Here is a 26149-nt window from a genome sequence, read left to right on the forward strand (position 1 = left end):
TCTAAATTTTTGCAGGATGAGCGAAGAATATGTTTAAAAAACTTCGTGGCATGTTTTCAAACGACCTATCTATCGATTTAGGTACTGCCAACACTCTAATTTACGTAAAGGGACAGGGTATTGTCCTTGATGAACCTTCTGTAGTTGCTATTCGTCAAGATCGTGTAGGTTCTGCAAAAAGCGTTGCTGCTGTAGGCCATGCGGCAAAACAGATGCTTGGTCGTACGCCAGGTAACATCTCAGCTATCCGTCCAATGAAAGATGGCGTTATCGCTGACTTCTACGTAACAGAAAAAATGCTTCAACACTTCATTAAGCAAGTGCATGACAACAGCATCCTTAAACCAAGCCCACGTGTACTGGTTTGTGTTCCTTGTGGTTCTACTCAAGTTGAGCGTCGTGCGATTCGTGAATCTGCACTAGGTGCCGGTGCGCGCGAAGTTTACCTAATTGATGAGCCAATGGCGGCAGCAATCGGTGCAGGTCTGCGTGTCTCTGAGCCAACAGGTTCAATGGTGGTTGATATCGGTGGTGGTACAACTGAAGTTGCGGTTATCTCACTAAACGGTGTGGTTTACTCTTCTTCTGTACGTATCGGTGGTGACCGCTTTGATGAAGCTGTGATCAACTACGTACGTCGTAACTACGGCAGCTTGATCGGTGAAGCAACGGCTGAAAAGATCAAACACGAAATCGGTTCTGCTTACCCTGGTGATGAAGTTCAAGAGATCGAAGTTCGCGGTCGTAACCTTGCAGAGGGTGTGCCACGCAGCTTTAGCCTGAACTCAAACGAAATCCTAGAAGCATTACAAGAGCCACTGTCAGGCATCGTATCGGCAGTGATGGTTGCACTAGAACAGTGTCCACCAGAGCTTGCGTCTGATATCTCTGAAAACGGTATGGTGTTAACAGGTGGTGGTGCACTACTGAAAGACCTTGACCGTCTACTAATGGAAGAAACTGGTATTCCAGTGGTTATCGCTGAAGATCCACTAACCTGTGTGGCTCGTGGCGGCGGTAAAGCACTAGAAATGATCGACATGCACGGTGGCGATCTATTCTCTGAAGAATAAAGTGCAGGGTGGAGTCCATATGGGCTTCACCTTCATTTCCGCTCTCTGTAATTTCAATCTGCTCCATACCTAGAATCTCTTCATGTCAGATTCTCAGGTTGCCAAGTAAGGCTCAATAATCATGGTAGCAATCAGGTTAAAAACAAGATGAAACCGATTTTTGGCAGAGGTCCATCTCTGCAATTGCGTCTGTTTTTTGCTGTCATCGTGTCGGCGAGCTTGATGCTGGCTGATAACCGTCTAGATACGTTTTCCAACGTCCGATACCTATTGAACAGTATGGTTGCGCCAATCCAATACGCAGCTAATTTGCCTCGTAGCATGTTCGATGGAATGTTCGAGAGTTTAAATACTCGTCAGGCACTGATTGAAGGCAATCGCAATTTGAAGCGCGAAGTGCTTCGCCTGAAGAGCGAGCTGATCTTGCTCGACCAGTATAAAGAAGAAAACCAACGCCTGCGTAAACTGCTCGGCTCTTCATTCGTCCGTGACGAGAAGAAAGTCGTCACAGAAGTGATGGCTGTGGACACGTCACCGTACCGTCACCAAGTGGTGATAGATAAAGGTCGTATTGATGGCGTTTACGTTGGTCAACCTGTGATCAACGAGAAAGGTATCGTTGGTCAGGTAACGTTTGTGGCCGCGCACAACGCACGTGTCTTGTTGTTAACAGATGCGAAAAACGCAATTCCAGTCCAAGTGATTCGTAACGATATTCGTGTTATCGCTTCCGGTAATGGTGAAGTGGATGAAATCCAACTAGAGCACATCCCAACCAGTACCGATATCCAAGTCGGCGATTTGCTGGTGACATCGGGTCTTGGTGGTATCTATCCAGAAGGCTACCCAGTCGCAACTGTTACGAATGTGGATCACGATACTCGCCAAGAATTCGCATCAATCAAAGCGGAACCTGTGGTTGAGTTTGATCGTCTGCGCTACTTGCTATTGATTTGGCCGAATGAAGACCGTCAACACAAAGTACTGCAGTCCAATGTAGAAGAAGGTTCAGAACAAGAGGTAACCGATGGCCAATAGTGTATTTAGAAGCCGAATGGTCATCGGCGTCAGCTTCTTCGTTGCGCTAGTCCTGCAAACTATTCCATGGCCAGGCGTTTTGGATTTACTACGTCCATCATGGCTGTTCCTCGTTACCTGTTATTGGGTGCTGGCACTGCCGCATCGTGTTAACGTTGGTACCGCTCTGGTTTTAGGTTTGCTTTGGGATATTTTGATTGGCTCGACGCTCGGGATCCGAGGGATGATGATGTCGATCGTTATCTACTTGGTTGCGTTGAACTTCTTGGTGATTCGTAACATGGCATTGTGGCAACAATCGATTTTGATTGCCTTTTTTACCGTGCTACTGGAACTTCTTATATTCTGTGGGGAATATTTGAACCAGGACGTAGTATTTAATCCATTATCTCTGTGGACTGCGGCAATAAACTGTATACTTTGGCCATGGATGTTTTTATTAATGCGACGCGTCCGTCGCGCATGGCACGTAAGGTAGCGTTGTGAAAAAGGGCTTATCCCTCGTTCTCGCATCGGGTTCTCCGAGAAGAAAAGAGTTGCTTGCTCAACTAGGTTATGACTTTGATATTGTGCTTCCTGATATAGAGGAAGCCAAACAAGATCACGAGCAAGCAAAAGACTATGTTTTGCGTCTCTCTCTGGAAAAAGCTCAAGCAGGCTTAGCGATGGCTAAGCCTGATTCCGTTGTATTGGGCTCCGATACCGTGGTGGTGTGCGATAACCACGTATTAGAAAAACCAAAAAATTTCGAAGATTCAAAACGCATGCTCAGCGATTTATCGGGTCGTCAGCATCAAGTGATGACTGCGGTGAGCGTCGTATCAAAAGAACAACAACACTCAGTGGTCGTTATCACTGACGTGTGGTTCAAAACTCTGACTGAAGAAGAAATAGAACGATACTGGCAGTCAGGCGAACCATGCGATAAAGCTGGAAGTTATGGTATTCAAGGACTCGGTGGGCGTTTCGTCACCCGAATCGAAGGCAGTTATCACGCCGTAGTAGGCTTACCTTTGTTCGAAACCGATCAGCTAATTCAAGAATTTTTATAATTGTTTTGAGGTGTGCACATGAGTGCAGAATTGCTGCTTAACGTGACCCCGAGTGAAACTCGTGTGGCCATGATTGAAGGTGGAGTACTACAAGAAGTTCATATAGAACGAGAATCGCGCCGTGGCATTGTTGGCAATATTTATAAAGGCAAAGTGAGCCGAGTATTGCCGGGCATGCAAGCGGCGTTTGTCGATATTGGTTTAGATAAAGCGGCATTCTTGCACGCGTCAGATATTGTTCCGCATACTGAGTGTGTGGCGGAAAACGAAAAGCAACAATTTCAAGTTCGTGATATTTCTGAGTTGGTTCGCCAAGGTCAGGATATTGTTGTGCAGGTGGTTAAAGACCCACTAGGTACCAAGGGCGCTCGCCTGACGACTGATATTACCCTCCCATCACGTTATCTTGTCTTTATGCCTGGGGCTAGCCATGTTGGCGTTTCTCAGCGTATCGAAAGTGAAAGTGAACGTGAGCGTCTAAAGAAAGTGGTTAACCACTACTGCGACGAGCACGGTGGTTTTATTATTCGTACTGCGGCAGAAGGTGCAGACGAAAAAGAGCTCTCTCAAGATGCGGCATTTTTGAAGCGCTTATGGCAGAAAGTCATGGAGCGTCGCTCGAAGTACAAAACCCGTTCGACCTTGTACGGTGAGTTAGGCTTGGCACAACGCATCCTGCGTGATTTTGTTGGCACTGAGCTAGACAAGGTTATGGTTGACTCTCGTCTTGAATACGAGAACCTGAAAGAGTTTACGTCTGAGTATGTTCCTGAGCTGACTGATAAGCTTGAGTTGTACGAAGGCGATAAGCCAATCTTCGATATGTACGACACAGAGAACGAAATCCAACGCTCTCTGGAACGTAAAGTTGAGCTTAAGTCAGGTGGCTACCTAATCATTGATCAAACTGAAGCAATGACAACGGTCGACATCAATACTGGCGCGTTTGTCGGTCGTCGTAATCTTGAAGAAACCATCTTCAACACTAATGTTGAAGCGACTCAAGCGATCGCTCGTCAGCTGCGTCTACGCAACTTAGGCGGCATTATCATTATCGACTTTATCGATATGGCGTCAGAAGAACATCGTAAGCGTGTACTAACTTCGTTGGAAACGGCGCTCTCAAAAGATCGAGTGAAGACCAACATTAATGGCTTTACTCAGCTAGGCTTAGTTGAGATGACTCGTAAGCGTACGCGCGAAAGTATTGAACATATCTTATGTTCTAGCTGTCCTACTTGTGAAGGTCGCGGTAGCGTGAAGACAGTAGAGACCGTGTGTTACGAGATCCTACGTGAAATTACCCGAGTGAACCGTGCTTATGATGCAGACAACTTTGTCGTATACGCGTCACCATACGTAGCGGAAACACTATTGGGTGATGAATCTCACGCACTGGCTGAACTCGAAGTATTTATTGGTAAGCAAGTTCGTATTCAAGCTGAGCCCCTGTACATTCAGGAGCAGTTTGACGTCGTCATGATGTAATTGGAAAATTTGTGAATTCTGGTTTTAACCGTTTCGGGCGTTTCTGCGCGTGGACTTTAGTGACGTTATTGGTGCTTTTAGCCATCTTAGTAACCACACTACGCGTAGCATTGCCACAACTTAACCACTTCCAAGATGAGATCAAAACCTGGGTCAAGCAAGGCACAGGTTTTGACTTTTCTATTGCCAGCGTTGCTGGCTCTTGGCGTAATAGCCATCCCTCTATCGCACTGCAAGGCTTAGAAGCGAATCTGCCGAATAACCAAGACGCGCGCTTTGCCGTGGATGAAATTCATATTGAATTCGACTTGATTCAATCTCTCCTAAAGTTTAAGCCTGTGGTCGCAGATCTCACCATTGATGACTTGGCGTTAGATATTCGTACCGTTGATTTGTTGTCTAAATCAGAAAATAACGACCCAGCAGCGAATGTCAGCCAAAGTGAATCAAAGCTGATTGATCAGTTGGACTCCTTGTTACTGCGTCAGTTTGAAGATTTCACGATTACCGACTCACGTATTTGGTACAAGTCAGTGTCTGGTGAAACACGCCGCTTGGACATCGAGCAATTACGTTGGAGCAACCAAGGTAAGCATCACTTAGCGGAAGGCACAGTGAGCATTGCGGACGCAAGTCTCAACTCATTGTTAGTGCGTGCTAACTTCAAAGATTATGGTTCGCTGCGTGATATCTCAGGTGAATTTTACGTAAGTGCAAAAGATGTGTCTGTGACGCCTTGGCTAACCACTTACATGCAAGATGAGTCTGGCGTTGAGTCAGGCAAAGTGAGTCTCAACACTTGGTTGACGTTGCAACACAGCCAACCAAGTTACGCTTATGTCGATCTGCAACCCTCTGAGTTAGTGTGGAATGAGAAAGGGCGTCATGAACTGCTGCTGGAGTCTGGTATTTTCAAGCTTTCACCAGATAAAGAAGGCTGGAAAGTAAATGGTCACTCACTGCAAATCCGCACCGATGACCGACCATGGCCTGAGCTGGATGTTGCCTTTGATTGGCAACCAGGTGGCTGGCTACTCAACTTATCCCAATTAGACATTGAAGCGTTAACCCCGCTCGTTAAGCTAGCACCTAAATCAGAATCCACTACGGATTTGCTAGATAAACTAGCGCCGAAAGGACGAGTGGAGGACATTCGCCTGTCGATGAATGGTGGTTTAGATACACTACGTTACTCAGCCGAACTGGATGAATTGGGTTTAACGCAGTGGGAGCTGCTGCCTGGCTTTAGTCATGTGCAAGGCAAAGTATCGGGTAACCTAGAACAAGCAAAAGCGAAAGTGACGGTTATCGATGATGTCTTCCCATATGGGGACGTATTCCAAGCGCCTTTAAACATCAAGCAGGGTGAAGTCGACATCGTTTGGCAGCAAGATGAAGATGGTTGGCGTTTGTGGTCTGATAAAGTGACTGCGGCGACACCCGATCTGCAAGTGCTGGGTGCGTTCCGTCTCGATTTCCCGAAAGAGCAAAGCCCATTTCTGTCGTTTTATGCAGAAGCTGATCTCTACAACGCTGGTGAAACGTGGCGTTACCTTCCAACTCTAGCACTTGGGCAAGATTTGACAGACTACCTATCTACTGCGATTCAGGGTGGTAAGGTCAATACTGCGAAGCTGCTTTGGTATGGCGAGCTAGGTGACTTCCCGTATAAAGAGCATAACGGCATGTTCCAAGCATGGGTTGGATTGAAGAATGCGAAGTTCAGCTTTGATACTGCTTGGCCAACCATTACAGATTTACAACTCGATTTGTTGTTTGAAAATGATGCCATGTACTTGGATTCGAAGTCTGCCACGTTAAATGGCGTGAAAGCGAAGCGAATCACAGGTCGCATTCCCGAGCTTGCAGAAGGTGGCCATATCGAGATCGAAGCGAAAGCAAGCGCACCGGGTAATGAAGTTCGTGACTACATGATGGCAACACCACTGGTTGACTCTGTGGGGGCTGCGTTGACCGCACTGCAAGTTAGTGGTCCTGTTTATTCAGAATTCCAACTCAATATCCCATTTGATACCGAGAAAGACGCTCGCGCATGGGGCTATGCGGATCTTAAGAACAACCGCGTAGATATTGATGCGCCGCCGATGACGTTAGAGAACGCGACTGGCCGTATCAAGTTCGATAACGATGTAGTGACTACTTCTGGTCTATCTGCTGAATTGTTGAAGCAGCCAATCTCACTGGACTTTCGTGGTGAGAACGCCGAACAAGGCTACAATGTGGCCATCAATACCCTTGGTGATTGGGAGGTAGACCCACTCAAACCTTACCTTGGCGAGCGTTGGTTAAGCCTTGTTTCAGGTCATGCACCATGGCAAATGGACATCGATCTACAACTCAACGATGTGGGTTTTACCTATCAAGTGGATGTGCTTGCTCAGCTTAGTCAGTTAGCAAGTGAATATCCGTACCCGCTTGGGAAAAAACGGGGCGAAAAAGGGCAAGCGAAGCTCCAAGCTTCTGGAAACCAAGAAAGTGTTTCGGCTCGTTTGCAGATCCCAAATGCGAAATACCAAACGGAAATCGACATTTCAGGCGATGTCCCAGTATTGACCGCAACAAATCTCGTTGTGGGGAACGGCGGTTTCAAAATCAGCCCTGTGGTAGGACACGACGCCTCAATTCGTTTGGATGATTTGAGCCTCGATAAGTGGGCGGATTTAATGCACGTTCCACAAAGTACCACACAGTCTGTTTTGTCGAGCATGAAAACACCGACTGTTCCACTTCCAACGCGTATTAGCATGGATGTGAAGAATTTGGAGCTTGGTGGTATCGAGTTTCACGATGTGGATTTGAATGCACGTAAGAAGAATCTAAGCTGGCAGCTCGATGTTGATAGCCAAGAAGTGAAAGGCAAAGCCAATTACCTCAAACCGTATGATTTGTCCGTCTCATTGGAGCATTTACACCTGTATATTCCAGGTTTTGATGAGATGACGAAAGAGCGCAGTTCTCTGTTCGCTAGTGAAGACCAGAGCGCACCACTGATCTCAAACTTTGACCGCAAGTTCCATGCAGAAATGCCAAACTTAACTTTGAACATTGATGATTTCTGGTTGCAAGGTTACAAGGTCGGCAAGGTAAACGTGGATGTCGAGCGTGGCAATAATCGACTTGAATGGAAGAACGTAACTTTCAGTAGTGGTCAAAACCGTATTGATATGAACGGTTGGTGGGAGCTAACCAAAGAGCGAAGTCATTCAAACCTATCCATGAAAGTTAAGGGTGATAATAACAGTGATTTGATGGAGCGCTTTGGGATAACCTCTGGCATCCAACAAGCGCCGTTTGAAATCAATGCCAACCTAGACTGGGATGGCGCGCCGTGGTCGATGAAGACTCAAAGTTTGCAAGGTGACGTCTCTACCGAATTTGGTAAAGGCGTGATCACCGAAGTGAGTGGCGCGGCGCGATTGCTTGGTCTGTTTAGTCTTGATTCGATCATTCGTAAGATGCAGCTCGACTTTACTGACGTGTTCGACAAAGGGATGGCATTCAACTCAATCACGGGTACAGGCAAAATCCAAGATGGCGTATTTATCACCAACGATATTGTGATGGATGCACTGGCCGGTGAAATGAAGATTCGTGGCATCGCCGATATGAACACCCGCTTGGTGGATGCGGAAGTGAACTTTACTCCGGACATTACTTCAGGTTTGCCTATGCTGACTGCCTTTGCTGTAGCGCCTCAAACGGCGTTGTACGTACTGGCGATTTCGACGGTTATCTCTCCAGTAGTGGAAGTCTTCACGCAAGTTAACTACGAAGTGAAAGGTCCTCTGGATTCACCTACTGTAAAAGAGATTTCACGAAGCAAAGGTGAATACAAGTTGCCAGAAAAACTGCGTGAGCAAGCGAAGTAATTGCGCGGTTAGTCTTCTGACGAACAAGGAATTGAATACATGGAACGTGTTGGCATCATTCAAATGACATCAGGTCCAGATATCGAGGAGAATCTGGACTTCATTGCCAAGCAATGTGCATTGGCTGCTGAGCAAGGTGTGAAGCTGGTTGTGACACCAGAAAACGCTACGCAGTTTGCCAATCGAGAGGCGTATCACCAGAACGCAGAAACTTTGGGTGACGGTCCTATCCAGCAGTGTTTATCTGAGATCGCACAACGCAATAAATTAACGCTAATAGTCGGCAGTATGCCGATTCGCACTGAACAAGGTGTGACTACCACGACATTAGTTTTCTCACCGCAAGGTGAGCGTATTGCTCATTACGATAAGCTGCATATGTTTGACGTGGATGTAGCCGATGGGCATGGCAGCTATCGTGAGTCGGATACCTTTAGTGCAGGTAATCGCATCGTGACGGCAGAGACCAATATTGGTACGGTAGGCTTAAGTATTTGCTACGACGTACGCTTTCCTGAACTGTTTAAAGCACTACGCTTAGCAGGAGCACAAGTTATCGTTGTGCCCGCTGCGTTTACCGCTGTCACGGGAGAGGCGCATTGGGAAGTACTGCTAAGAGCGCGTGCGATTGAAACCCAATGCTGGATTCTTGCCTGCGGGCAAACGGGGACGCATCCATGTGGTCGTCAAACCTGGGGGCATTCCATGGTGATTGACCCTTGGGGGCGTGTTCACCAACAATTGAATGACCAAGTAGGACTGCTGGTGGCAGAGATAGATTTGTCACACAACCAGCAAGTAAGGCAGAATATGCCGCTGACTCAACACAGTCGCTTTCAAAATGAATTGAAACGGAAATAAAAGAGCTAACTATGAGCATAAACCAAATAGAACAGGCACTCCTTGCCCCAAACGGTCTGACAGAGCAAGACATCGCTGACACACTAGCGAGCATTGCGACGCGCCAGATCGATTATGCGGACATTTACTTTCAGTCCAGCTGGCATGAGTCTCTGGTTCTAGAAGACAGCATCATTAAAGATGGCTCTTTCAATATTGACTGTGGTGTCGGAGTACGAGCAGTCACAGGCGAGAAAACCGGTTTCGCCTACTCAGACCAAATTCAACTAGAAGGTTTGAAGCAAAGTGCGATTGCAGCGCGTGGTATTGCGCAGCAAGGTCAAAACGGCAAAGTGCACGCATTCAAGCGTTCTGATAACCAAGCTTACTACGATGCGGTAAACCCACTAGCAAGCTGGGAAAAGCAACAAAAAACTGAACTGTTATTGTCTCTGGATGCGTACATTCGTACCAAAGAGCCACTCATCAAAGAAGTGTCGATAAGCATCAGCGGTGTGCACGAGCAAATGCTAGTTGCAGCAACCGACGGTACTTACGCTGGCGATATTCGCCCGCTTGTTCGTCTATCAATCAGTGTTCTTGCTGAAAAAGGCGATCGCCGTGAACGCGGTAGCGCTGGTGGTGGTGGTCGTTTCGGTTACGACTTCTTCCTATCTGAAACGAACGGCGTGAAACAAGCCTTCCAATTCGCAGATGAAGCGATTCGTATGGCGCTAGTGAACTTAGAAGCAGAAGCAGCACCTGCAGGCATGATGCCTGTGGTACTTGGTTCTGGCTGGCCGGGCGTATTGCTGCACGAAGCGGTAGGTCACGGTTTAGAAGGTGATTTCAACCGCAAAGAGTCGTCAGTGTTCTCGGGCAAGATGGGTGAGCAAGTGACATCTCCGCTTTGTACGATCGTGGATGATGGCACGCTAAAAGATCTGCGCGGTTCATTGAACGTGGATGATGAAGGTGTGAACGGTCAATACAACACACTTATCGAAAATGGTGTGCTTAAGGGCTACATGCAAGATAAGTTGAACGCACGCCTAATGGGTGTGAATCCTACAGGTAACGGCCGTCGTGAGTCTTACGCGCATCTACCAATGCCACGTATGACCAACACTTACATGTTGCCGGGTGAGCACACGCCAGAAGAGATCATCTCTACAGTGAAGAAAGGTCTGTACGCACCAAACTTCGGGGGCGGTCAGGTGGACATCACTTCTGGTAAGTTCGTGTTCTCTGCATCGGAAGCGTACTTGATTGAAGATGGCAAAATCACTCGCCCAGTGAAAGGCGCAACGTTGATAGGCTCAGGCATCGAAGCAATGCAACAAGTTTCTATGGTGGGTAACGACCTAAGCATCGACAGAGGCGTTGGCGTATGTGGTAAGGCGGGTCAAAGCGTACCAGTTGGCGTTGGTCAACCAACATTGAAACTCGACTCCATTACCGTTGGTGGTACTGAGTAAACTTCATCTGAAATAGAATTAAAAAGAGCGCTCATTGAGCGCTCTTTTGTTTTTAGGGGGAGGGTATTCGCTATAGGTTCTCTTCAGCAAATTCAGCCAAGCGGCTGCGCACCACACCATTGAGGTGAATATTGGCACTGCCTTCAAAGTTTTTGAAGCGTTCTACCATATACGTCAAACCAGACGTCACTGGGGTTAGGTAGTGTGAATCAATCTGTGCCAAGTTACCCGAGCACACAATCTTGGTGCCTTCACCACAACGGGTGATGATGGTTTTGATTTGTGAAGCGGTTAAGTTTTGGCACTCATCGAGCAAGACAAACGCATTCTGGATAGAGCGGCCACGCATAAAGTTGATCGATTTAAACTGAATGTTGGCTTTATCACAGATGTACTTCATCGAACCTTCGGTGCAATGGTCGTTCTTGTGCAGCGCTTCCAAGGTGTCGGTCACCGCGGCTAACCAAGGCATCATTTTCTCTTCTTCCGAGCCCGGCAAGAAACCAATCGACTCACCAATATCTGGCGTGTTCCGCGTTACGATAATTTTATCGAACATGCCTTTTTCAATGGTTTGCTCTAGTGCTGCTGCCATTGCAAGGAGCGTTTTACCACTACCTGCAGCACCGGTTAGAATCACCAAATCAATATCAGGATCAAGCAGGGCATCCATTGCCATGCCTTGATAGATATTTTTCGGTGTAATGTCCCAAGCGCGACGATGCATCATGCGCTCACGACTCAGGTCGAGCAGCGTAACCTTATCCTCATTAATGGTTTCTACTCGACCTACAAAATCACTCTCTTCATCAATCACGTATTGGTTGATAAAGGTCGGCTCGAACGGTTCGCGGTTGAGTTTATGGAACGTTTTTCCGCCCAGCGCGTAACTCTCAACTTCATCCACATCACTCCAAAAATCACCTTCACGTTGTTGGAAGCCTTTGGTGAGGTATTGGATATCATCAATCAGTTGATCCGTACGATAGTCTTCAACGAAACGTACGCCAGCGCCTTTGGCTCGCAAACGCATGTTGATGTCTTTGGTTACGAGCACGACTTCACGTGGTGCGCGTTTGTTTTGCAGATAAAGCACCGCATTGAGTATGCGGTTGTCACCGGCTTTGTCGGCGAAGGCTTTGACGGTTTCCTGCAATTCGAAGTCCGCCAAAATAGAGATGGTGCCTTGGCTTGGGTTGTCTTTAGAAACTGGAATACCTTCTGAGATTTCATCGGGTGTTGCGTCTTTAAACAGATCTTCCAAAGCGCGAATCGCAACGCGTGCATCCCTTGCTACATCACGTTTACTGTCTTTGATTCGGTCGAGTTCTTCCAACACGGTCATTGGGATGACGACATCGTGTTCTTGGAAAGAGAAGATGGCGAAGGGTTCATGAAGAAGAATGTTGGTATCGAGTACAAACAGTTTCCGATCGGTATCGCCCATAGCGTCTCCTTGCCGCAGCGCGGCTTTGCTGGCTAGTAGCTAAGAAGGAACAGTCTTCCTAACTCTGATTGCTTGCAATAGAGGTTGTCGGGCAATGTCGGTTAGTGCGCAACCGAGTAGCAAGACAACTTACTGCAAACCCGTGTTGATCCTAATCGTGTACTTAATGCGCTCAAATCATGCTTGATGACTCTAAGCGCCCCTCATTAGAAGTATACGTAAAATTTACTTCTTACAACTTAATAATTGTCATGAGTTTTTTACAATTTGATTGCATTCCTAATTCAGGAAAAAAAGTTGCCCCTCTGGGCGGTTTCGGCGTGACCTAAATCACAGCTTCAAGTAAGATTAGCGACCTTTTTCTGCGTATAGGCTACGCCCGATTTATCATGTGCAGCTGGCTTAAAAATGCACAGCACAAAGTGGCATGACAAGCACGATTGGCATAGCAGAAGCCAGAATCAGATCTAAACTATTATCCATGCCCATCGGGATGGGTAGAGACCAACAAGAAACAACAACGAGGTAGTCAATTCATGACATTTGCTTTGGGGCAGCGCTGGATTAGCGATACGGAAAGCGATTTAGGTTTAGGTACCGTAGTAGCAATGGATGCTCGTACTGTGACATTGATGTTTGCAGCATCAGAGGAAAACCGAGTTTACGCACGTAACGATGCACCAGTTACCCGAGTAACGTTCAACGTCGGTGATGTCATCGATTGCCAAGAAGGTTGGTCATTAAAAGTTGAAGAAGTACTGGAAGATGAAGGTCTATACACCTATTTCGGTACTCGTGAAGACACGCAAGAAACGGCGATCGTGTTGCGTGAAATCTTCCTAAGCAACCACATTCGTTTTAACAAGCCGCAAGACAAGTTGTACGCAGGTCAAATCGATCGCATGGACAACTTTGTACTTCGCTACCGTGCGCTACAAAACCAATTTGAGCAACACAAGAGCCCAATGCGTGGTCTGTGTGGCATGCGTGCAGGCTTGATCCCTCACCAGCTTTACATCGCGCACGAAGTCGGTCGTCGTCACGCGCCTCGCGTATTGCTAGCAGATGAAGTTGGTCTGGGTAAAACCATCGAAGCGGGCATGATCATCCACCAGCAAGTGCTGTCAGGTCGTGCTGAACGTATCCTTATCGTGGTGCCAGAGACACTGCAACACCAGTGGCTCGTTGAGATGATGCGTCGTTTCAACCTGCACTTCTCTATCTTCGATGAAGAGCGTTGTATTGAAGCGTTCGCAGAAGCGGAAAACCCATTTGATACGCAGCAATACGTGCTGTGTTCACTGGATTTCCTACGTAAGAGCCGCAAGCGTTTCGAGCAAGCGCTAGAAGGCGAGTGGGATCTATTGGTTGTCGATGAAGCGCACCACTTAGAATGGAGCCAAGACAAACCAAGCCGCGAATACCAAGTGGTAGAAGGCTTGGCAGAACGCACTGCGGGTGTGCTACTGCTAACGGCAACACCAGAGCAGCTAGGTCGTGAGAGTCACTTCGCTCGTCTACGTCTTCTAGATCCAGATCGTTTCTACGATTACGACGCATTTGTTGAAGAAGAAGAACAATACGCACCAGTGGCGGATGCTATCACTTCGCTGTTCTCTGGTGAGAAACTGCCTGACGAAGCGAAAAACCAAATTACAGAACTGCTTTCTGAACAAGACGTTGAGCCGCTATTCCGCATTATCGAAAGCGACAGTGATGAAGAAGCGAAAGCGTCAGCGCGCCAAGAGCTGATCGACAACCTGATGGACCGTCACGGTACAGGTCGCGTTCTGTTCCGTAACACGCGTGCAGCGATCAAAGGTTTCCCGAAGCGTAACGTGCATCTAATGCCAATGGACATTCCGCAGCAGTACACCACGTCAATGCGTGTATCAGGCATGATCGGCGGCAAGATGACACCGGAAGCGCGCGCGGTGAAGAACCTTTATCCAGAAGAAATCTTCCAAGAATTTGAAGGTGAAGATTCAAGCTGGTGGCAATTTGACTCACGTGTGAACTGGCTGCTCGAGAAAGTAAAAGAGAAGCGCAGCGACAAAGTGCTGGTTATCGCTTCTCGTGCAAGTACAGCGCTGCAACTTGAGCAGGCACTGCGTGAGCGTGAAGGTATTCGTGCAACCGTATTCCACGAAGGTATGTCGATTCTTGAGCGTGACAAAGCGGCTGCTTACTTTGCGCAAGAAGAGGGTGGCGCGCAGGTTCTCATCTGTAGCGAAATCGGCTCAGAAGGTCGTAACTTCCAGTTTGCTAACCAGCTTGTGATGTTCGATTTACCGTTCAACCCAGATTTGCTAGAGCAACGTATTGGTCGTTTGGACCGTATCGGTCAGAAGCGTGATATCGACATTCATGTACCTTACCTAAAAGGCACATCACAAGCGATCCTTGCGCGTTGGTTCGATGAAGGTCTAAATGCGTTTGCTGAAACCTGTCCAACAGGTCGCGCGGTTTACGATAAGTACTCTGATGCGCTGATTGAAATGCTGGCGTCTGGTGATGTTTCAAACCTTGATGAAGTGATTGAAGAATCAGCGAAAATGAACAAAGAGCTGAAATCACAACTTGAGCAAGGTCGTGACCGTCTGTTAGAGATGCACTCAAACGGCGGCGAGAAAGCGCAGCAGATTGTTGAGAAAATCTCATCGACAGATGGTGATACAAACCTAGTAACGTTCGCATTGTCTCTGTTCGACACCATTGGCTTGAACCAAGACGACAAAGGCGAGAACGCACTTGTGGTAACGCCATCTGAGCACATGATGGTGCCAAGCTACCCAGGCTTGCCATACGAAGGTGCGACTATCACATTTGACCGTGATACAGCGCTATCTCGTGAAGACATGCACTTCATCAGTTGGGAACACCCAATGATTCAAGGTGGTATTGATCTGCTGATGAGCGAAGGTGTGGGTACCTCTGCGGTTTCTCTGCTGAAGAACAAAGCGCTACCAGTGGGCACTATCTTACTTGAGTTGGTTTACGCGGTGGATGCACAAGCACCAAAACGCAGCGGCATTACTCGCTTCCTACCGAAGACGCCAATTCGTATGATGATGGATGCTCGTGGTAACGATCTGTCTTCTCAGGTTGAGTTTGAAGGCTTCAACCGTCAGCTTAGCCCGGTAAACCGTCACCTAGGCAGCAAGCTAGTGACATCAGTACAGAAAGATATTCACAGCCTAATCGAAGCGGGAGACGCATTGGTTGAGCAGAAAGTGGAAGAAGTTCGCAAGCAAGCGCATCAAGACATGCAACAAAGCTTGAATTCCGAGCTTGAGCGTCTACAAGCACTGAAAGCGGTTAACCCGAACATCCGTGATGAAGAAATTGAATCGATTGAAGAACAAATCAAAGAGCTAACAGGTTACATCAACCGAGCTCAGGTTCAGTTAGATTCGCTACGTCTGATTGTGGTCAGCCATAACTAATCAGCGTTCAAACACACGAAAAAAGGTCTTCAATTGAAGACCTTTTTCTTTATCTGAGCTTGGTTTATCTCAGCGGTTCGGTTAATCGCTCGTAGCTAATTACATTAGCCACTTCCACCAAATAAACAGCGCTAAGAAGCCGAATAAGTAAATCAAGCCAGCAATCGACAACCACTTCAATTTACGACCCAGCGCTAATGGCTCAGGTAAGTCGGTTTTGCTCACTAAAATGTAGTTCAGTAGCGCAAAGAACGGTGTCGTCATAAACGCCAGTACCATGGCAAAGTTCAGCATTGGTAGCAGTGCTGACGCCCAGAACACCACAATACCTAATGCCAAGACCGATACCATTAGCATGATCGCTGACGTGGCTTTTGGGTTAGTCTCTGGTTGTGAGCGCAGTAGACGTTGAGAGTCTGAAATCACACGAGAGTATCCATCAATTACCGTAATTGTACTGCCGAAGATGCAGAAGAACGCAATCACCGCAATTAGGTAGCGTGACCACTCACCAATAGTCGCAGCGTACAAGCCAACAAGCTGGTGGGAGAAGCCAACACCGGAGCTTTTAAGCTCGATGCCTGAGCCGTGCAACATCAACGCACCTAAGGATACAAATACCAACGCCAATACTGCTGTACCAATGTAGCCGACGTTAAAATCAAACAACGCAGATTTGGCGGTGACTTCTTGTTGGCTGGTTTGGCGCTTTAGCCACGCAGACGTTAAACAAGAGATCTCGATTGGAGCAGGCATCCAGCCCATGGTCACGACGATAAAGCCGATTGCTGCAATTGACCACGGAGAAGGAGATTCAAAGTTCGCAACAGGCTCTACCGGATTACCAAACGCAATCGCTACTGCTAGTAATGTCGCAATGGTCAGTACTGTCATGATGACTTTCGAGAGCGTATCCAGCGCTTTGTAATGACCAGCAAATAGGATCACCAAGCACGTGACCAATACAATGATGCTGAGTGATGCCATCGACAATGAAAATGGAATGAAGTAGCCCAACAAGCTCGCACTGAACATCAGAAGCGCTGCTGTGTTGATCACCGCAGAAACGGAGCTGAGAAACAAGAACAACCACAGGTAGGGGCGACCAAGCTTAGCGTAGCCTTCAACCAAGGTTTTACCTGTGCCCATGGTGTATTGCACGCCTGCTCGAAAAAATGGGTATTTAAAAAGGTTTACTAGCAGGATAAGCACGGCGAGTTGCCAGCCATAAATGGCACCAGCTTTCGTTGAAGCAACGAGGTGAGAGCCACCCACCGCCGCAGAAGCCATGAGAATGCCGGGACCCAACGAGCGTACAAATTGGGAGATTTTGGATTGGGGTTGATCTGGTACTGCCGATTCCATTTGTTATTGTCCTTGTTCATCAACGATAAACTATAAGTAACATGCCCAGTATGGTTGTCAATTTAAATTTACAACTTGGTTTGAATTTATTTTTATTGGTGATTTGACTTGTTAATTTTTATTATTTCAAAAAGTTATATCGACCCTTGTTGGTGAAAAAATTAAACGTGTTTTGTGCATGCATCTTGAGGGCTCTTGGGTATAATCAGCGCGTTTTTATTCTGTAGAGATCCTGCCCATGGCAATGCTTGAGTACAATCCACCAACCGATCCTTGGATTGATGTCGTTTTTGAAGATGAGCAAATATTGGCTGTGAATAAGCCATCCGGTCTGCTCTCTGTGCCGGGCCGTCTCGCTGAGCACTATGACAGTATGTGGAGTCGCCTCACTGAGCAGTATCCAGACATTCAAGTGGTACACCGTTTGGATATGTCGACTTCCGGTTTGATGCTTCTGGCGAAGAACAAACATGCAGAAAGTGCTTTAAAGAAGCAGTTTCAATATCGATTGACGCATAAGATCTACTATGCACGAGTTTGGGGGCACGTAGAGCAAGAAGAAGGTGAGATTGACCTGCCGCTGATTTGCGATTGGCCTAACCGTCCACTGCAGAAAGTGTGTTTTGAAGATGGCAAACCTTCTAAGACGCTATTCCAAGTGGCGAAGCGAGAAGAGCATCCTGATGGAGCGAAGACGACGATTGTACGTTTACTACCTATCACCGGTCGCTCACACCAATTGCGTGTCCACATGCAAGCATTAGGTCACCCGATTGTGGGGGATGAATTTTACGCAACTGAAGAAGCAAAAGCTTTCTCCAAGCGCCTAGAACTGCACGCCGCTGAGTTGAGCTTTTACCATCCGAAATGCCATTGGCTGCGCAGCATTTTTGTTCCTTGTGATTTTTACCCGGAAGCGGAAGCGATGATCTTTGACTATTTCGACCCAGCGCGTAAATTACCAGATTACAAAACACTGCCACGTCCATAAATTCACCTTTAGGCAGTGAACAAGGAGTTGTTATGTCACTGCCTAAAGTGGTCTTCCTCGACCGCGCGACTATTCCCGTTCAAATTCAAGTTCCTCGTCCAAGCTTTGCCCATGATTGGGTGGAATACGATCTGACTTCTTCTGAGCAAGTTGTTGAACGCCTTTCTGATGCAGATATCGTGATCAGCAACAAAGTGATGCTCGACCAAACCGTTCTCTCTCAACTTCCCAACCTCAAGATGATTGCTGTCGCGGCTACGGGTTTTAATAATGTCGATGTTGATTATTGCGCTGAGCACAATGTTGCGGTCGCCAACGTGCGTGGCTATGCGACTCGCTCGGTGCCTGAACACGTCATTGCGATGCTTTTTGCCTTGCGCCGCAACTTGTTTGGTTATCATCAAGACATTGCCGCAGGCGAGTGGCAACGTAATAAACAGTTTTGTTTCTTTACGCATCCAATTGGGGACGTTGCAGGTAGCACTTTGGGGGTGGTTGGCAGCGGCGCATTAGGTCTGGCGACGGCACAATTAGCGAAAGCGTTAGGTATGAACGTGGTGTTTGCGGAGCGCAAAGGCGTAACCGAGTGCCGAGAAGGCTATGTCTCTTTTACTGAAATGCTAAATCAAGCGGACGCCATCACTCTGCATTGTCCATTGAATGATGAAACACGTAATTTGATTGGCGAAGCGGAACTTAAGCAGATGAAGCCAACATCAATTTTGATTAATACCGGACGTGGTGGCTTGGTAGATGAGCAAGCCTTAGTGGATAGCTTAAAACAAGGTGAGATTGCTGGTGCAGGGTTTGATGTCTTTACCCAAGAGCCCGCCGATGAGAGTAATCCGTTGGTTGCCAATATGCACTTACCCAATCTATTGTTAACGCCACACGTCGCTTGGGGCAGTGACTCATCGATTCAGCGTTTGGCTGAGATCTTGATTGAGAATATTAACGCCTTTGAGCGTGGTGAAAGCCTCAATCGCTTGGCGTAATACCTGAAAATAGGCATGAAAAAAGCAGACTCACAGGTCTGCTTTTTACTTTCTTAAGCGTTGAATTACATTTCTTCTTCAAATGCTTTCAGAATTTGGAAGATTTCACGGTAAGATTTTGCTGGTTTACCGGCTTTCTTCTCTTTTGCTGCTTGGCGAGCAAGTTGGCGTAGACGTTGACGATCCGCTTCTGGGTACAATTCCATTACGTCATCAATCGCTTTATCGCCTTCTTCCACAACGCGGTCACGCAGCGCTTCTAGCTTGTGCAGAGCAGCTGTCGCTTGTGAGTGCTTGTTGCGGATTTTATCCAGTGCCGCTTGAATTGGTTCTGGATCTTCGTAGCGCATTAGCTTACCAATGCGTTGTAGCTGACGACGACGTGCTTCGTTTTTAAAGCGTTGTGCATCAGCAACCGCTTCGCGCAGTTCTTCGCTCAATGGAAACTTTTCTAGAACCGCCGGCTTAAGACCAACTAGCTCTTCACCAAGCTTTTGCAGCTCTTCCATGTCTCGCTTCATCTCGGATTTACTAACCCAGATGATCTCTTCTTCTGGTTCCCATGGCGCTTTTTGATTCTTACGTGCCATTTCAGTTGCCTGTGTTTTGATTAATATTATGACTATTTTAACAAGAATCGTGGGGAGAAAGCGAAATTCTTGTTATTCTATTGTGCATCGAATACATGATGTGAAAGACAATGGATATTAAACAGCAGGTTGCTGAGCAACGTACCGAGCTAGAACAAGCCGTTTCACGTGCACTAGAAATCGCTGCGGCGAAGTCTGATGCCGCTGAAGTCGCAATCACCAAGAGTACGGGTTTGAGTGTTTCCACTCGCATGGGTGACGTGGAAAACGTTGAATTCAACAGCGATGGCGCACTAGGCATTACTGTCTACCGTGGTCAACGTAAAGGCAGTGCTTCCACATCTGACTTGAGCGAAGCTGCTATTGAGCAAACCGTTCTAGCAGCACTAGACATCGCTCAATACACATCAGAAGACCCGTTCGCAGGTCCTGCTCCAAAAGAATACATGGTGAAAGAGGTGCCAGACTTAGACCTTTTCCACCCAGATGCTCCTGATCCAGACTACGCAGCGCAGGTCGCTATCGCAGCTGAAAAAGAAGCGCTGAACTACAGCGACGCAATTAAGCAAAGCGATGGTGCGAGCTACGATAGTCACTACGGCGTTAAGGTTTACGGTAACAGCCATGGCTTGTTAGCAAGTTACGCATCAAGCCGTCATAGCACTAGCTGTTGTGTGATTGGCGTGGGTCAAAACGGCGAGATGGAACGCGATTACAGCTATACCGTTGCGCGCCATCGTGACGATCTTTGGTCACCAGAAATGGTTGGCCGCAAAGCGGCAGAGAAAACCATCAGTCGCCTTGACGCGCAAAAGCTTAAGACGGGCAAATACCCAGTGATGTTTGCTGCGGACGTAGCGACAGGCTTGATTGGTCACCTAGTGATGGCAATCAGCGGTGGTAACCTGTACCGCAAATCTTCTTTCCTATTGGATCACCTTGGTAAGCAAGTATTGCCGGAGTGGTTCAACATTTCTGAGCGTCCGCACGTACTACGTGGGTTAGCTTCAAGCCCATTCGATAGCGAAGGTGTCTACACGCAAGATCGTGAAATCATCACCGATGGTGTTTTAGCTACCTACTTGCTAACTAGCTATGCCGCTCGCAAGATGAAGATGGACCCAACGGGTCACGCTGGTGGTATCCATAACTGGTATGTGAAGTCGACAGGTCAAAATTTCGAGCAAATGCTAAAAGAGCTGGGCACAGGTTTACTGGTAACAGAAACTATGGGTCAAGGCGTAAACGTTGTAACTGGCGATTACTCTCGCGGTGCAGCGGGTTTCTGGGTTGAGAACGGTGAAATCCAATACCCAGTGTCTGAAATTACCATTGCGGGTAACTTGAAAGACATGTTCAACCAGATTATTGCTGTGGGCAGCGACGTAGAAACACGCTCGCAAATCCAAACTGGTTCTATCTTGTTGGATACCATGAAGGTTGCTGGTGAATAAGCTTGCTAACCGCTAGATACGAAAAAGCCTGATGTGTTCATCAGGCTTTTTTATTGCTCGTTATTGGCGGTTCGCTACACAGCTTAAATCATTAAGGTTGCGAGACCGAGGAAGACTGATAGACCAATTACGTCCGTTACTGTGGTCAGAGCCATACCACCAGCGAGAGCTGGATCGATGTTCATTTTCTTGAGTAGGATTGGAATGGTAACGCCCGCAATACCTGCCACAAGCAGGTTGGTTAGCATGGCCGCCGAGATAATCCCACCAAGCATCCAGTTTCCTTTCCAGGCAACCACAATACCACCGATGATCAGCGCCCACATGATGCCGTTTAGCAAGCCGATAGCCGCCTCTTTCATCAAGAGTTCGCGTTTGTTCGAGTCACCGATATGACCGAGAGCTAAGCCACGGATTACAAGTGCAACGGTTTGGTTACCTGCTACACCACCCATTGAAGGCACGATGGTCATTAGGACAGCAATCGCAGCCATTTGGTCTAGAGTCGCTTCAAACATGTTGGAGACAGAAGCGGCTGCCAGTGCGGCAAGTACGTTGGCACCAAGCCAAATACTACGTTTACGAGCAGACTTTACCACAGGCGCGAAGGTATCTTCGTCGTCGTCCATACCCGCCATACTCATCATTGAGTGTTCAGCGTCTTCACGGATAACGTCGACTACGTCATCGATGGTGATACGACCGACAAGATGCTGGTTTTCATCCACAACCGGAGCTGATACCCAGTTACGACGTTCAAACAGGCTTGCTACGTCAGAGTCACTGGTATCAACTGTAATTGCATCGTCGGCGTCTTCCATCACTTCACTGACTTTGACATCAGGTTGCGTGGTGATCAGCGTGGTGATCGGTAGTTCACCAATCAGTTTGCTGTCATCATCAATCACGTATAGTGCGTCAGTTGCTTCAGGCAGTTCGCCTTTCATACGCAAATAACGCAGGACTACATCCACATCAACGTCACCACGAATGGTGATTACGTCGGTGTTCATCAGTCCACCCGCGGTATCCTCAGGGTAGGATAGGGCGGTTTCGACGCGTAGACGATCCGCTGAATCCATCTGAGACAGAACTTCGCGTGAGACGTCGTCAGGCAAGCTACGTAGGACGTAAGCCACGTCATCGGTGTCCATGCCTTCCGTCGCTTCTGCAAGCGCTTCAGGAGCCATTTTGGACACAAGACTGTCTTTAACGTCTTCGTTCAGCTCGTCAAGAATCTCACCGTAATCTTCTGGGTCGGTAAGTTGCCAAAGAACCTCACGACTTTTACGCGGCGAAGCTTCTAAAAGGTGGGCGATATCCTCAGGTTCCATGTCCTGCAGTTGGCGACGAACATGGACGAAGCGACCGTTTTCCAGTGCTTCAGTGACTTCTTGGAGGGCTTGGTGAGCTTGGTCGAATTCTATTTGCTCTGCCATTCATTCCTCCTAATTCCTGATATTTACAATGCTTTGAATAATAACTTAATTCTAGGCACCTTTTAATAACAACTTATGAAAGTCGACAAAATTATTTATCGGAATTTAAGCAGGAGGTGAAAGTTATGTGGGATATCTGGCTATAGATAATAAAAAAGCGAGTGAATCACTCGCCTTCATCAAACTTATCTTCAATCAAATGGCAAACAGCATCAAGAGCTTGCTCGGATTGGTCGCCAGTTGCGTGGATAGTCACGTATTGTCCTTGGGCGGACTCCAGCATCAACAACCCCATGACGCTGTCTGCGGTCGCGGTTTTGTCTTCTTCGTTGTCGATGGTGATCACCGCATCGAAGCTTTGCGCCAGCTCTACCAGTTTAACCGCAGCACGAGCGTGCAACCCTAAGCGGTTTTGGATCAGTACTTTACGACTTATTTCCACCGTTATTCCTTAACGTTCTTTTCCAATGAAGTGTGGCGAATTTGTACTTGGTGTCCTTTATCAGCAAAGAACTCACCGATTTTTTGAGTGAGATAAACCGAGCGGTGCTTGCCACCAGTACAACCAATCGCAACTGTAAGGTAGCTGCGGTTGTTTTTCTCTAGTAGAGGTAACCAAGTCTCAATGAAGCTCTCAATTTGGTATTTCAGGTCAAGTACAGACTGATGCTGCTCCAAGAACGCACCGATTGGAGCGTCTAAACCAGTGAGAGGGCGCAGTGCTGGCTCCCAGTGTGGGTTTGGTAGGAAGCGTACATCGAACACGTAATCCGCGTCTGATGGCAAGCCGTACTTGAAACCAAATGATTCAAACACCATCACCAAGTCTTTGCGTTCCCTGCCTTCAACTCGCATGCGTACCGTTTCGCTAAGGTCATGAAGAGATTGACCACTACTGTTCAACACTAAGTCTGCATGGGCTTTTAGCGGCATTAGGATGTCGTGCTCAAGTTCGATAGCTTGATCAAGAGAGAGCGACTGGCTGCCAAGTGACAGTGGGTGAATTCGACGAGTTTCGCTGTAGCGCTTGAGTAGAGTTTCTTTGTTGGCGTCTAAGAAAAGTACTGTCACATCCAGTTCAGCTTTTAGCTTTTCAAGTGTGGTGTTCAGTTCTTTGAGTTTCTTAGGGATATTGCGAATATCGATACTTACTGCCACGTTCTGTTTGCTATCGGAAACCGATTGAACAAACGCATCAAGCAAGTTAACTGGTAGGTTGTCTACACAATAGTAGCCCAAGTCCTCAAGCACACGTAAAGCAACACTCTTCCCGGCACCAGAGTGCCCACTAACAACGATTAATCGCATGGTGATCGTCCTGATTACTGATGAATCATAATGTCGTAGAGTTCTTCATCGCTCTGAGCGTTACGCAAGCTCTTAAGTACTTGCTTGTCGCTTAGGCGCTCTGCCATAGAGGATAATGTTTTGAGGTGCTCTTTGCACTGTTCTTCTGGAACAAGGAGAGCAAAAAGAAGGTCGACAGGTCGATTGTCGATAGCATCAAACTCAATCGCCTCGTCACATTGAAGTAACACCGCGATGGCTTTGTCGCTTGATTGCATTCTTGCGTGGGGGATAGCAATACCGTTACCGATACCAGTACTACCCATTTTTTCTCTGCTGAGCATACACTCAAACAGTTCCGTAGAATCTTGACCCGTGTTCTCAGCAACAATTTGACTGATCATCTCTAGGGCACGTTTCTTACTTGTACAATGGACTGCACTTTTGGTGCAGTCCAGTGACAGTATCTCGCTCAGTTGCATGATTAATGACTGTTTAGTTTTTCTTTGTGCTTGTTAAGTTGACGAACTAATTTATCCACCAGCGAGTCAATTGCTGCATACATATTTTCGTCGTTCGATGACGCGTGGATTTCGCCTTGATTTATGTGGAGTGTAGCTTCCGCTATTTGGTCAAGTTTTTCAACTTTTAGTACCACGTGAACTTGGTTAATGTGGTCGAAGAACCTTTCGAGCTTCTGAAACTTAGATTGAACATAGTCTTGCATTGAATCGGTAAGATCAACGTGATGGCCTTGAATATTGATTTGCATAGACTTTCCTTTTCAGTTGGTGCCTTAAAGTAGGCGTTTACGCTGACTTGAAGGGGCGATACCCAAGGATTCGCGATATTTCGCAATCGTTCGTCTTGCGACTTGAATCCCTTGGTCAGCCAGAAGAGCAGCAATCTTGCTATCACTTAAAGGTTTAGCGGTATTTTCCGCTGCGACCAGTTTCTTGATGAGAGCACGAATTGCTGTGGACGAACATTCTCCACCATTGTCTGTACTAACATGGCTAGAGAAGAAGTACTTCAATTCAAAAATGCCACGTGGTGTGTGCATGAACTTCTGTGTTGTCACACGAGAAATCGTTGATTCATGCATGTCCACTGCCAATGCTACATCGTTTAGTACCATTGGTTTCATGGCTTCTTCACCATACTCGAAGAAATCTTGTTGATGTTCAACAATACATCTTGCAACTTTGAGAAGCGTCTCGTTTCTGCTTTCTAGGCTCTTAATCAGCCATTTTGCCTCTTGCAAATTGCTGCGAATGTACTGGCTATCCGCACTGTTGCCTTTGCCTAGCTGCGCATATTGTTGATTTACTTTTAGTTTTGGAATGCTGTCAGGGTTAATGGATACGGTCCACTTACCATGATCTTTAAATACGGACACATCTGGAATGACGTATTCAGTGTCATCCGGTGTGATGCGACTGCCTGGGCGAGGATCAAGTTGTTGAATTAGCTTCAAGACTTCACGCAGGTCAGCTTCTTTAAGCTTAGTCTCTTTGATGACTAGCTTGTAGTCGCGATTACCAAGGTGATCGATATGATCGCTCAATACCATTTTCGCTTCTGCTAGCCACGGCGTATCTTCTGGGAAGGTCGCTAATTGCAGCAGTAAACATTCTTGTAGGTTGCGGGATGCAACACCAAGCGGGTCAAATTGTTGAATACGCTTACGCACTGCTTCAATTTCATCTAACTCGACTTCCTCATTATTGAAGCTCTCATGGATTTCTTCAGGAGAAAGAGTGAGGTAGCCATAATCATCGACAGCATCGATGATCGCGAGTGCGATGGTGCGGTCTGTTTCACTGAAAGGCGTGAGATCTAATTGCCACATGAGGTAATCATGCAGTGATTCAGTGGTTTCACCTTGGTAGACCGGCATGTCGTCATCAAGCGCTAGACCTGTACTGCCAGTGTTAGCGCTGTAAACGTCATCCCAGGTGGTATCGATTTCTAGTTCAGAACTGATTTCAGATTTTTCAATCACGTCTGAACTGTCTGGAAGATCGGGTTCTGAGGTGTCGTTGGCACTGGCTTCAGCGGCTTCGGATGCTGACTTATCTTCACCATTTACTTGAGGTTCATCGTGACCTTCTTCAACTTCCAATAGCGGGTTGGAATCCAGCGCTTCTTGAATTTCTTGTTGAAGATCGAGCGTCGACAATTGCAACAAACGGATAGCTTGTTGCAGCTGCGGCGTCATGGCTAACTGTTGACCTAGCTTGAGTTGTAATGAAGGTTTCATTCAGTGTTACTTA

At 47.2% G+C, this 26149-nt stretch carries 21 protein-coding genes; 12 read left to right on the forward strand and 9 right to left on the reverse strand.

Annotated elements, in window-relative coordinates; genetic code table 11:
* Positions 1 to 29: 29 nt before the first annotated feature.
* The 8 genes from ABMY42_RS23325 to tldD all read left to right on the forward strand — a co-directional run bounded on the left by ABMY42_RS23325 (position 30) and on the right by tldD (position 10859).
* Positions 30 to 1073: a rod shape-determining protein gene (locus ABMY42_RS23325; protein WP_005381144.1), complete on the forward strand. Its 1044-nt coding sequence runs from the start codon at positions 30 to 32 to the stop codon at positions 1071 to 1073.
* A 147-nt stretch (positions 1074 to 1220) separates the two neighbouring features.
* Entirely contained in the window at positions 1221 to 2111 is an 891-nt protein-coding gene (mreC, locus tag ABMY42_RS23330; protein ID WP_005444357.1) for a rod shape-determining protein MreC, read from the forward strand.
* Positions 2101 to 2589 carry a rod shape-determining protein MreD gene (gene mreD / locus ABMY42_RS23335; protein WP_005444359.1) on the forward strand — a complete coding sequence of 163 codons (489 nt, stop codon included), beginning with the start codon at positions 2101 to 2103 and terminating at the stop codon, positions 2587 to 2589. Before mreC ends, mreD begins: the two co-directional genes overlap by 11 nt.
* A 4-nt stretch (positions 2590 to 2593) precedes the next feature.
* The gene (locus ABMY42_RS23340; RefSeq protein ID WP_009703017.1) at positions 2594 to 3163 is read left to right on the forward strand and encodes a Maf family protein; all 570 of its coding nucleotides are present in this window, start codon (positions 2594 to 2596) and stop codon (positions 3161 to 3163) included.
* Between the two features lie 18 nt (positions 3164 to 3181).
* Positions 3182 to 4651 carry a ribonuclease G gene (gene rng, locus ABMY42_RS23345; RefSeq protein ID WP_005444363.1) on the forward strand — a complete coding sequence of 490 codons (1470 nt, stop codon included), beginning with the start codon at positions 3182 to 3184 and terminating at the stop codon, positions 4649 to 4651.
* Positions 4652 to 4662: 11 nt separating this feature from the next.
* Positions 4663 to 8541, forward strand: a complete 3879-nt coding sequence (locus ABMY42_RS23350) for a YhdP family protein (RefSeq protein ID WP_349266848.1) — start codon at positions 4663 to 4665, stop codon at positions 8539 to 8541.
* A 39-nt stretch (positions 8542 to 8580) separates the two neighbouring features.
* Positions 8581 to 9402, forward strand: coding sequence for a carbon-nitrogen hydrolase family protein (locus tag ABMY42_RS23355; RefSeq protein ID WP_349266849.1), 822 nt, complete (start codon positions 8581 to 8583; stop codon positions 9400 to 9402).
* An 11-nt stretch (positions 9403 to 9413) separates the two neighbouring features.
* Positions 9414 to 10859 carry a metalloprotease TldD gene (gene tldD, locus ABMY42_RS23360; RefSeq protein ID WP_005444369.1) on the forward strand — a complete coding sequence of 482 codons (1446 nt, stop codon included), beginning with the start codon at positions 9414 to 9416 and terminating at the stop codon, positions 10857 to 10859.
* 70 nt (positions 10860 to 10929) lie between these two features.
* On the opposite strand, the gene ABMY42_RS23365 is transcribed toward tldD, so the two are convergent.
* Complete coding sequence (locus ABMY42_RS23365; protein WP_005444370.1) at positions 10930 to 12306, reverse strand: PhoH family protein; 1377 nt, start codon at positions 12304 to 12306, stop codon at positions 10930 to 10932.
* A gap of 536 nt (positions 12307 to 12842) precedes the next feature.
* Here ABMY42_RS23365 and rapA point away from each other — a divergent pair.
* Positions 12843 to 15752, forward strand: a complete 2910-nt coding sequence (rapA, locus tag ABMY42_RS23370; RefSeq protein ID WP_349266850.1) for an RNA polymerase-associated protein RapA — start codon at positions 12843 to 12845, stop codon at positions 15750 to 15752.
* 99 nt (positions 15753 to 15851) lie between these two features.
* On the opposite strand, the gene ABMY42_RS23375 is transcribed toward rapA, so the two are convergent.
* Positions 15852 to 17117 (reverse strand): divalent metal cation transporter, encoded by a 1266-nt coding sequence (locus tag ABMY42_RS23375; protein WP_105067007.1) that lies wholly within the window; start codon positions 17115 to 17117, stop codon positions 15852 to 15854.
* Positions 17118 to 17355: 238 nt separating this feature from the next.
* Here ABMY42_RS23375 and rluA point away from each other — a divergent pair, with 238 nt between their 5' ends.
* Together rluA and ABMY42_RS23385 are read left to right on the forward strand one after the other, a co-directional pair.
* The gene (gene rluA / locus ABMY42_RS23380) at positions 17356 to 18108 is read left to right on the forward strand and encodes a bifunctional tRNA pseudouridine(32) synthase/23S rRNA pseudouridine(746) synthase RluA (protein ID WP_349266851.1); all 753 of its coding nucleotides are present in this window, start codon (positions 17356 to 17358) and stop codon (positions 18106 to 18108) included.
* Between the two features lie 32 nt (positions 18109 to 18140).
* Positions 18141 to 19103 (forward strand): D-2-hydroxyacid dehydrogenase, encoded by a 963-nt coding sequence (locus tag ABMY42_RS23385; protein ID WP_069687490.1) that lies wholly within the window; start codon positions 18141 to 18143, stop codon positions 19101 to 19103.
* A gap of 65 nt (positions 19104 to 19168) precedes the next feature.
* Here the strand turns inward: ABMY42_RS23385 and yjgA are convergent, their stop codons facing one another.
* A complete protein-coding gene (gene yjgA / locus ABMY42_RS23390) occupies positions 19169 to 19693 on the reverse strand; it encodes a ribosome biogenesis factor YjgA (RefSeq protein WP_005444375.1) in 525 nt (174 codons plus the stop codon).
* 110 nt (positions 19694 to 19803) lie between these two features.
* On the opposite strand from yjgA, the gene pmbA reads away from it, so the two are divergent.
* Complete coding sequence (gene pmbA, locus ABMY42_RS23395; protein ID WP_069218935.1) at positions 19804 to 21147, forward strand: metalloprotease PmbA; 1344 nt, start codon at positions 19804 to 19806, stop codon at positions 21145 to 21147.
* Positions 21148 to 21230: 83 nt separating this feature from the next.
* Here pmbA and mgtE read toward each other — a convergent pair whose 3' ends face one another.
* The 6 genes from mgtE to ABMY42_RS23425 form a co-directional block, all read right to left on the reverse strand.
* A complete protein-coding gene (mgtE, locus tag ABMY42_RS23400) occupies positions 21231 to 22586 on the reverse strand; it encodes a magnesium transporter (protein WP_005444378.1) in 1356 nt (451 codons plus the stop codon).
* A gap of 166 nt (positions 22587 to 22752) precedes the next feature.
* The gene (locus ABMY42_RS23405) at positions 22753 to 23028 is read right to left on the reverse strand and encodes an HPr family phosphocarrier protein (RefSeq protein WP_005442213.1); all 276 of its coding nucleotides are present in this window, start codon (positions 23026 to 23028) and stop codon (positions 22753 to 22755) included.
* 2 nt (positions 23029 to 23030) lie between these two features.
* Positions 23031 to 23894 (reverse strand): RNase adapter RapZ, encoded by an 864-nt coding sequence (gene rapZ, locus ABMY42_RS23410; RefSeq protein ID WP_005444380.1) that lies wholly within the window; start codon positions 23892 to 23894, stop codon positions 23031 to 23033.
* Between the two features lie 14 nt (positions 23895 to 23908).
* Positions 23909 to 24355 (reverse strand): PTS IIA-like nitrogen regulatory protein PtsN, encoded by a 447-nt coding sequence (gene ptsN, locus ABMY42_RS23415; RefSeq protein ID WP_005444382.1) that lies wholly within the window; start codon positions 24353 to 24355, stop codon positions 23909 to 23911.
* Positions 24356 to 24357: 2 nt separating this feature from the next.
* The gene (gene hpf, locus ABMY42_RS23420) at positions 24358 to 24645 is read right to left on the reverse strand and encodes a ribosome hibernation promoting factor (protein WP_005444384.1); all 288 of its coding nucleotides are present in this window, start codon (positions 24643 to 24645) and stop codon (positions 24358 to 24360) included.
* Positions 24646 to 24669: 24 nt separating this feature from the next.
* Positions 24670 to 26136, reverse strand: coding sequence for an RNA polymerase factor sigma-54 (locus tag ABMY42_RS23425; RefSeq protein ID WP_005444386.1), 1467 nt, complete (start codon positions 26134 to 26136; stop codon positions 24670 to 24672).
* Positions 26137 to 26149: the final 13 nt, after the last annotated feature.

The sequence above is a fragment of the Vibrio sp. SSH13-20 genome, assembly GCF_040104475.1.
Classification (GTDB): Bacteria; Pseudomonadota; Gammaproteobacteria; order Enterobacterales; family Vibrionaceae; genus Vibrio; species Vibrio harveyi.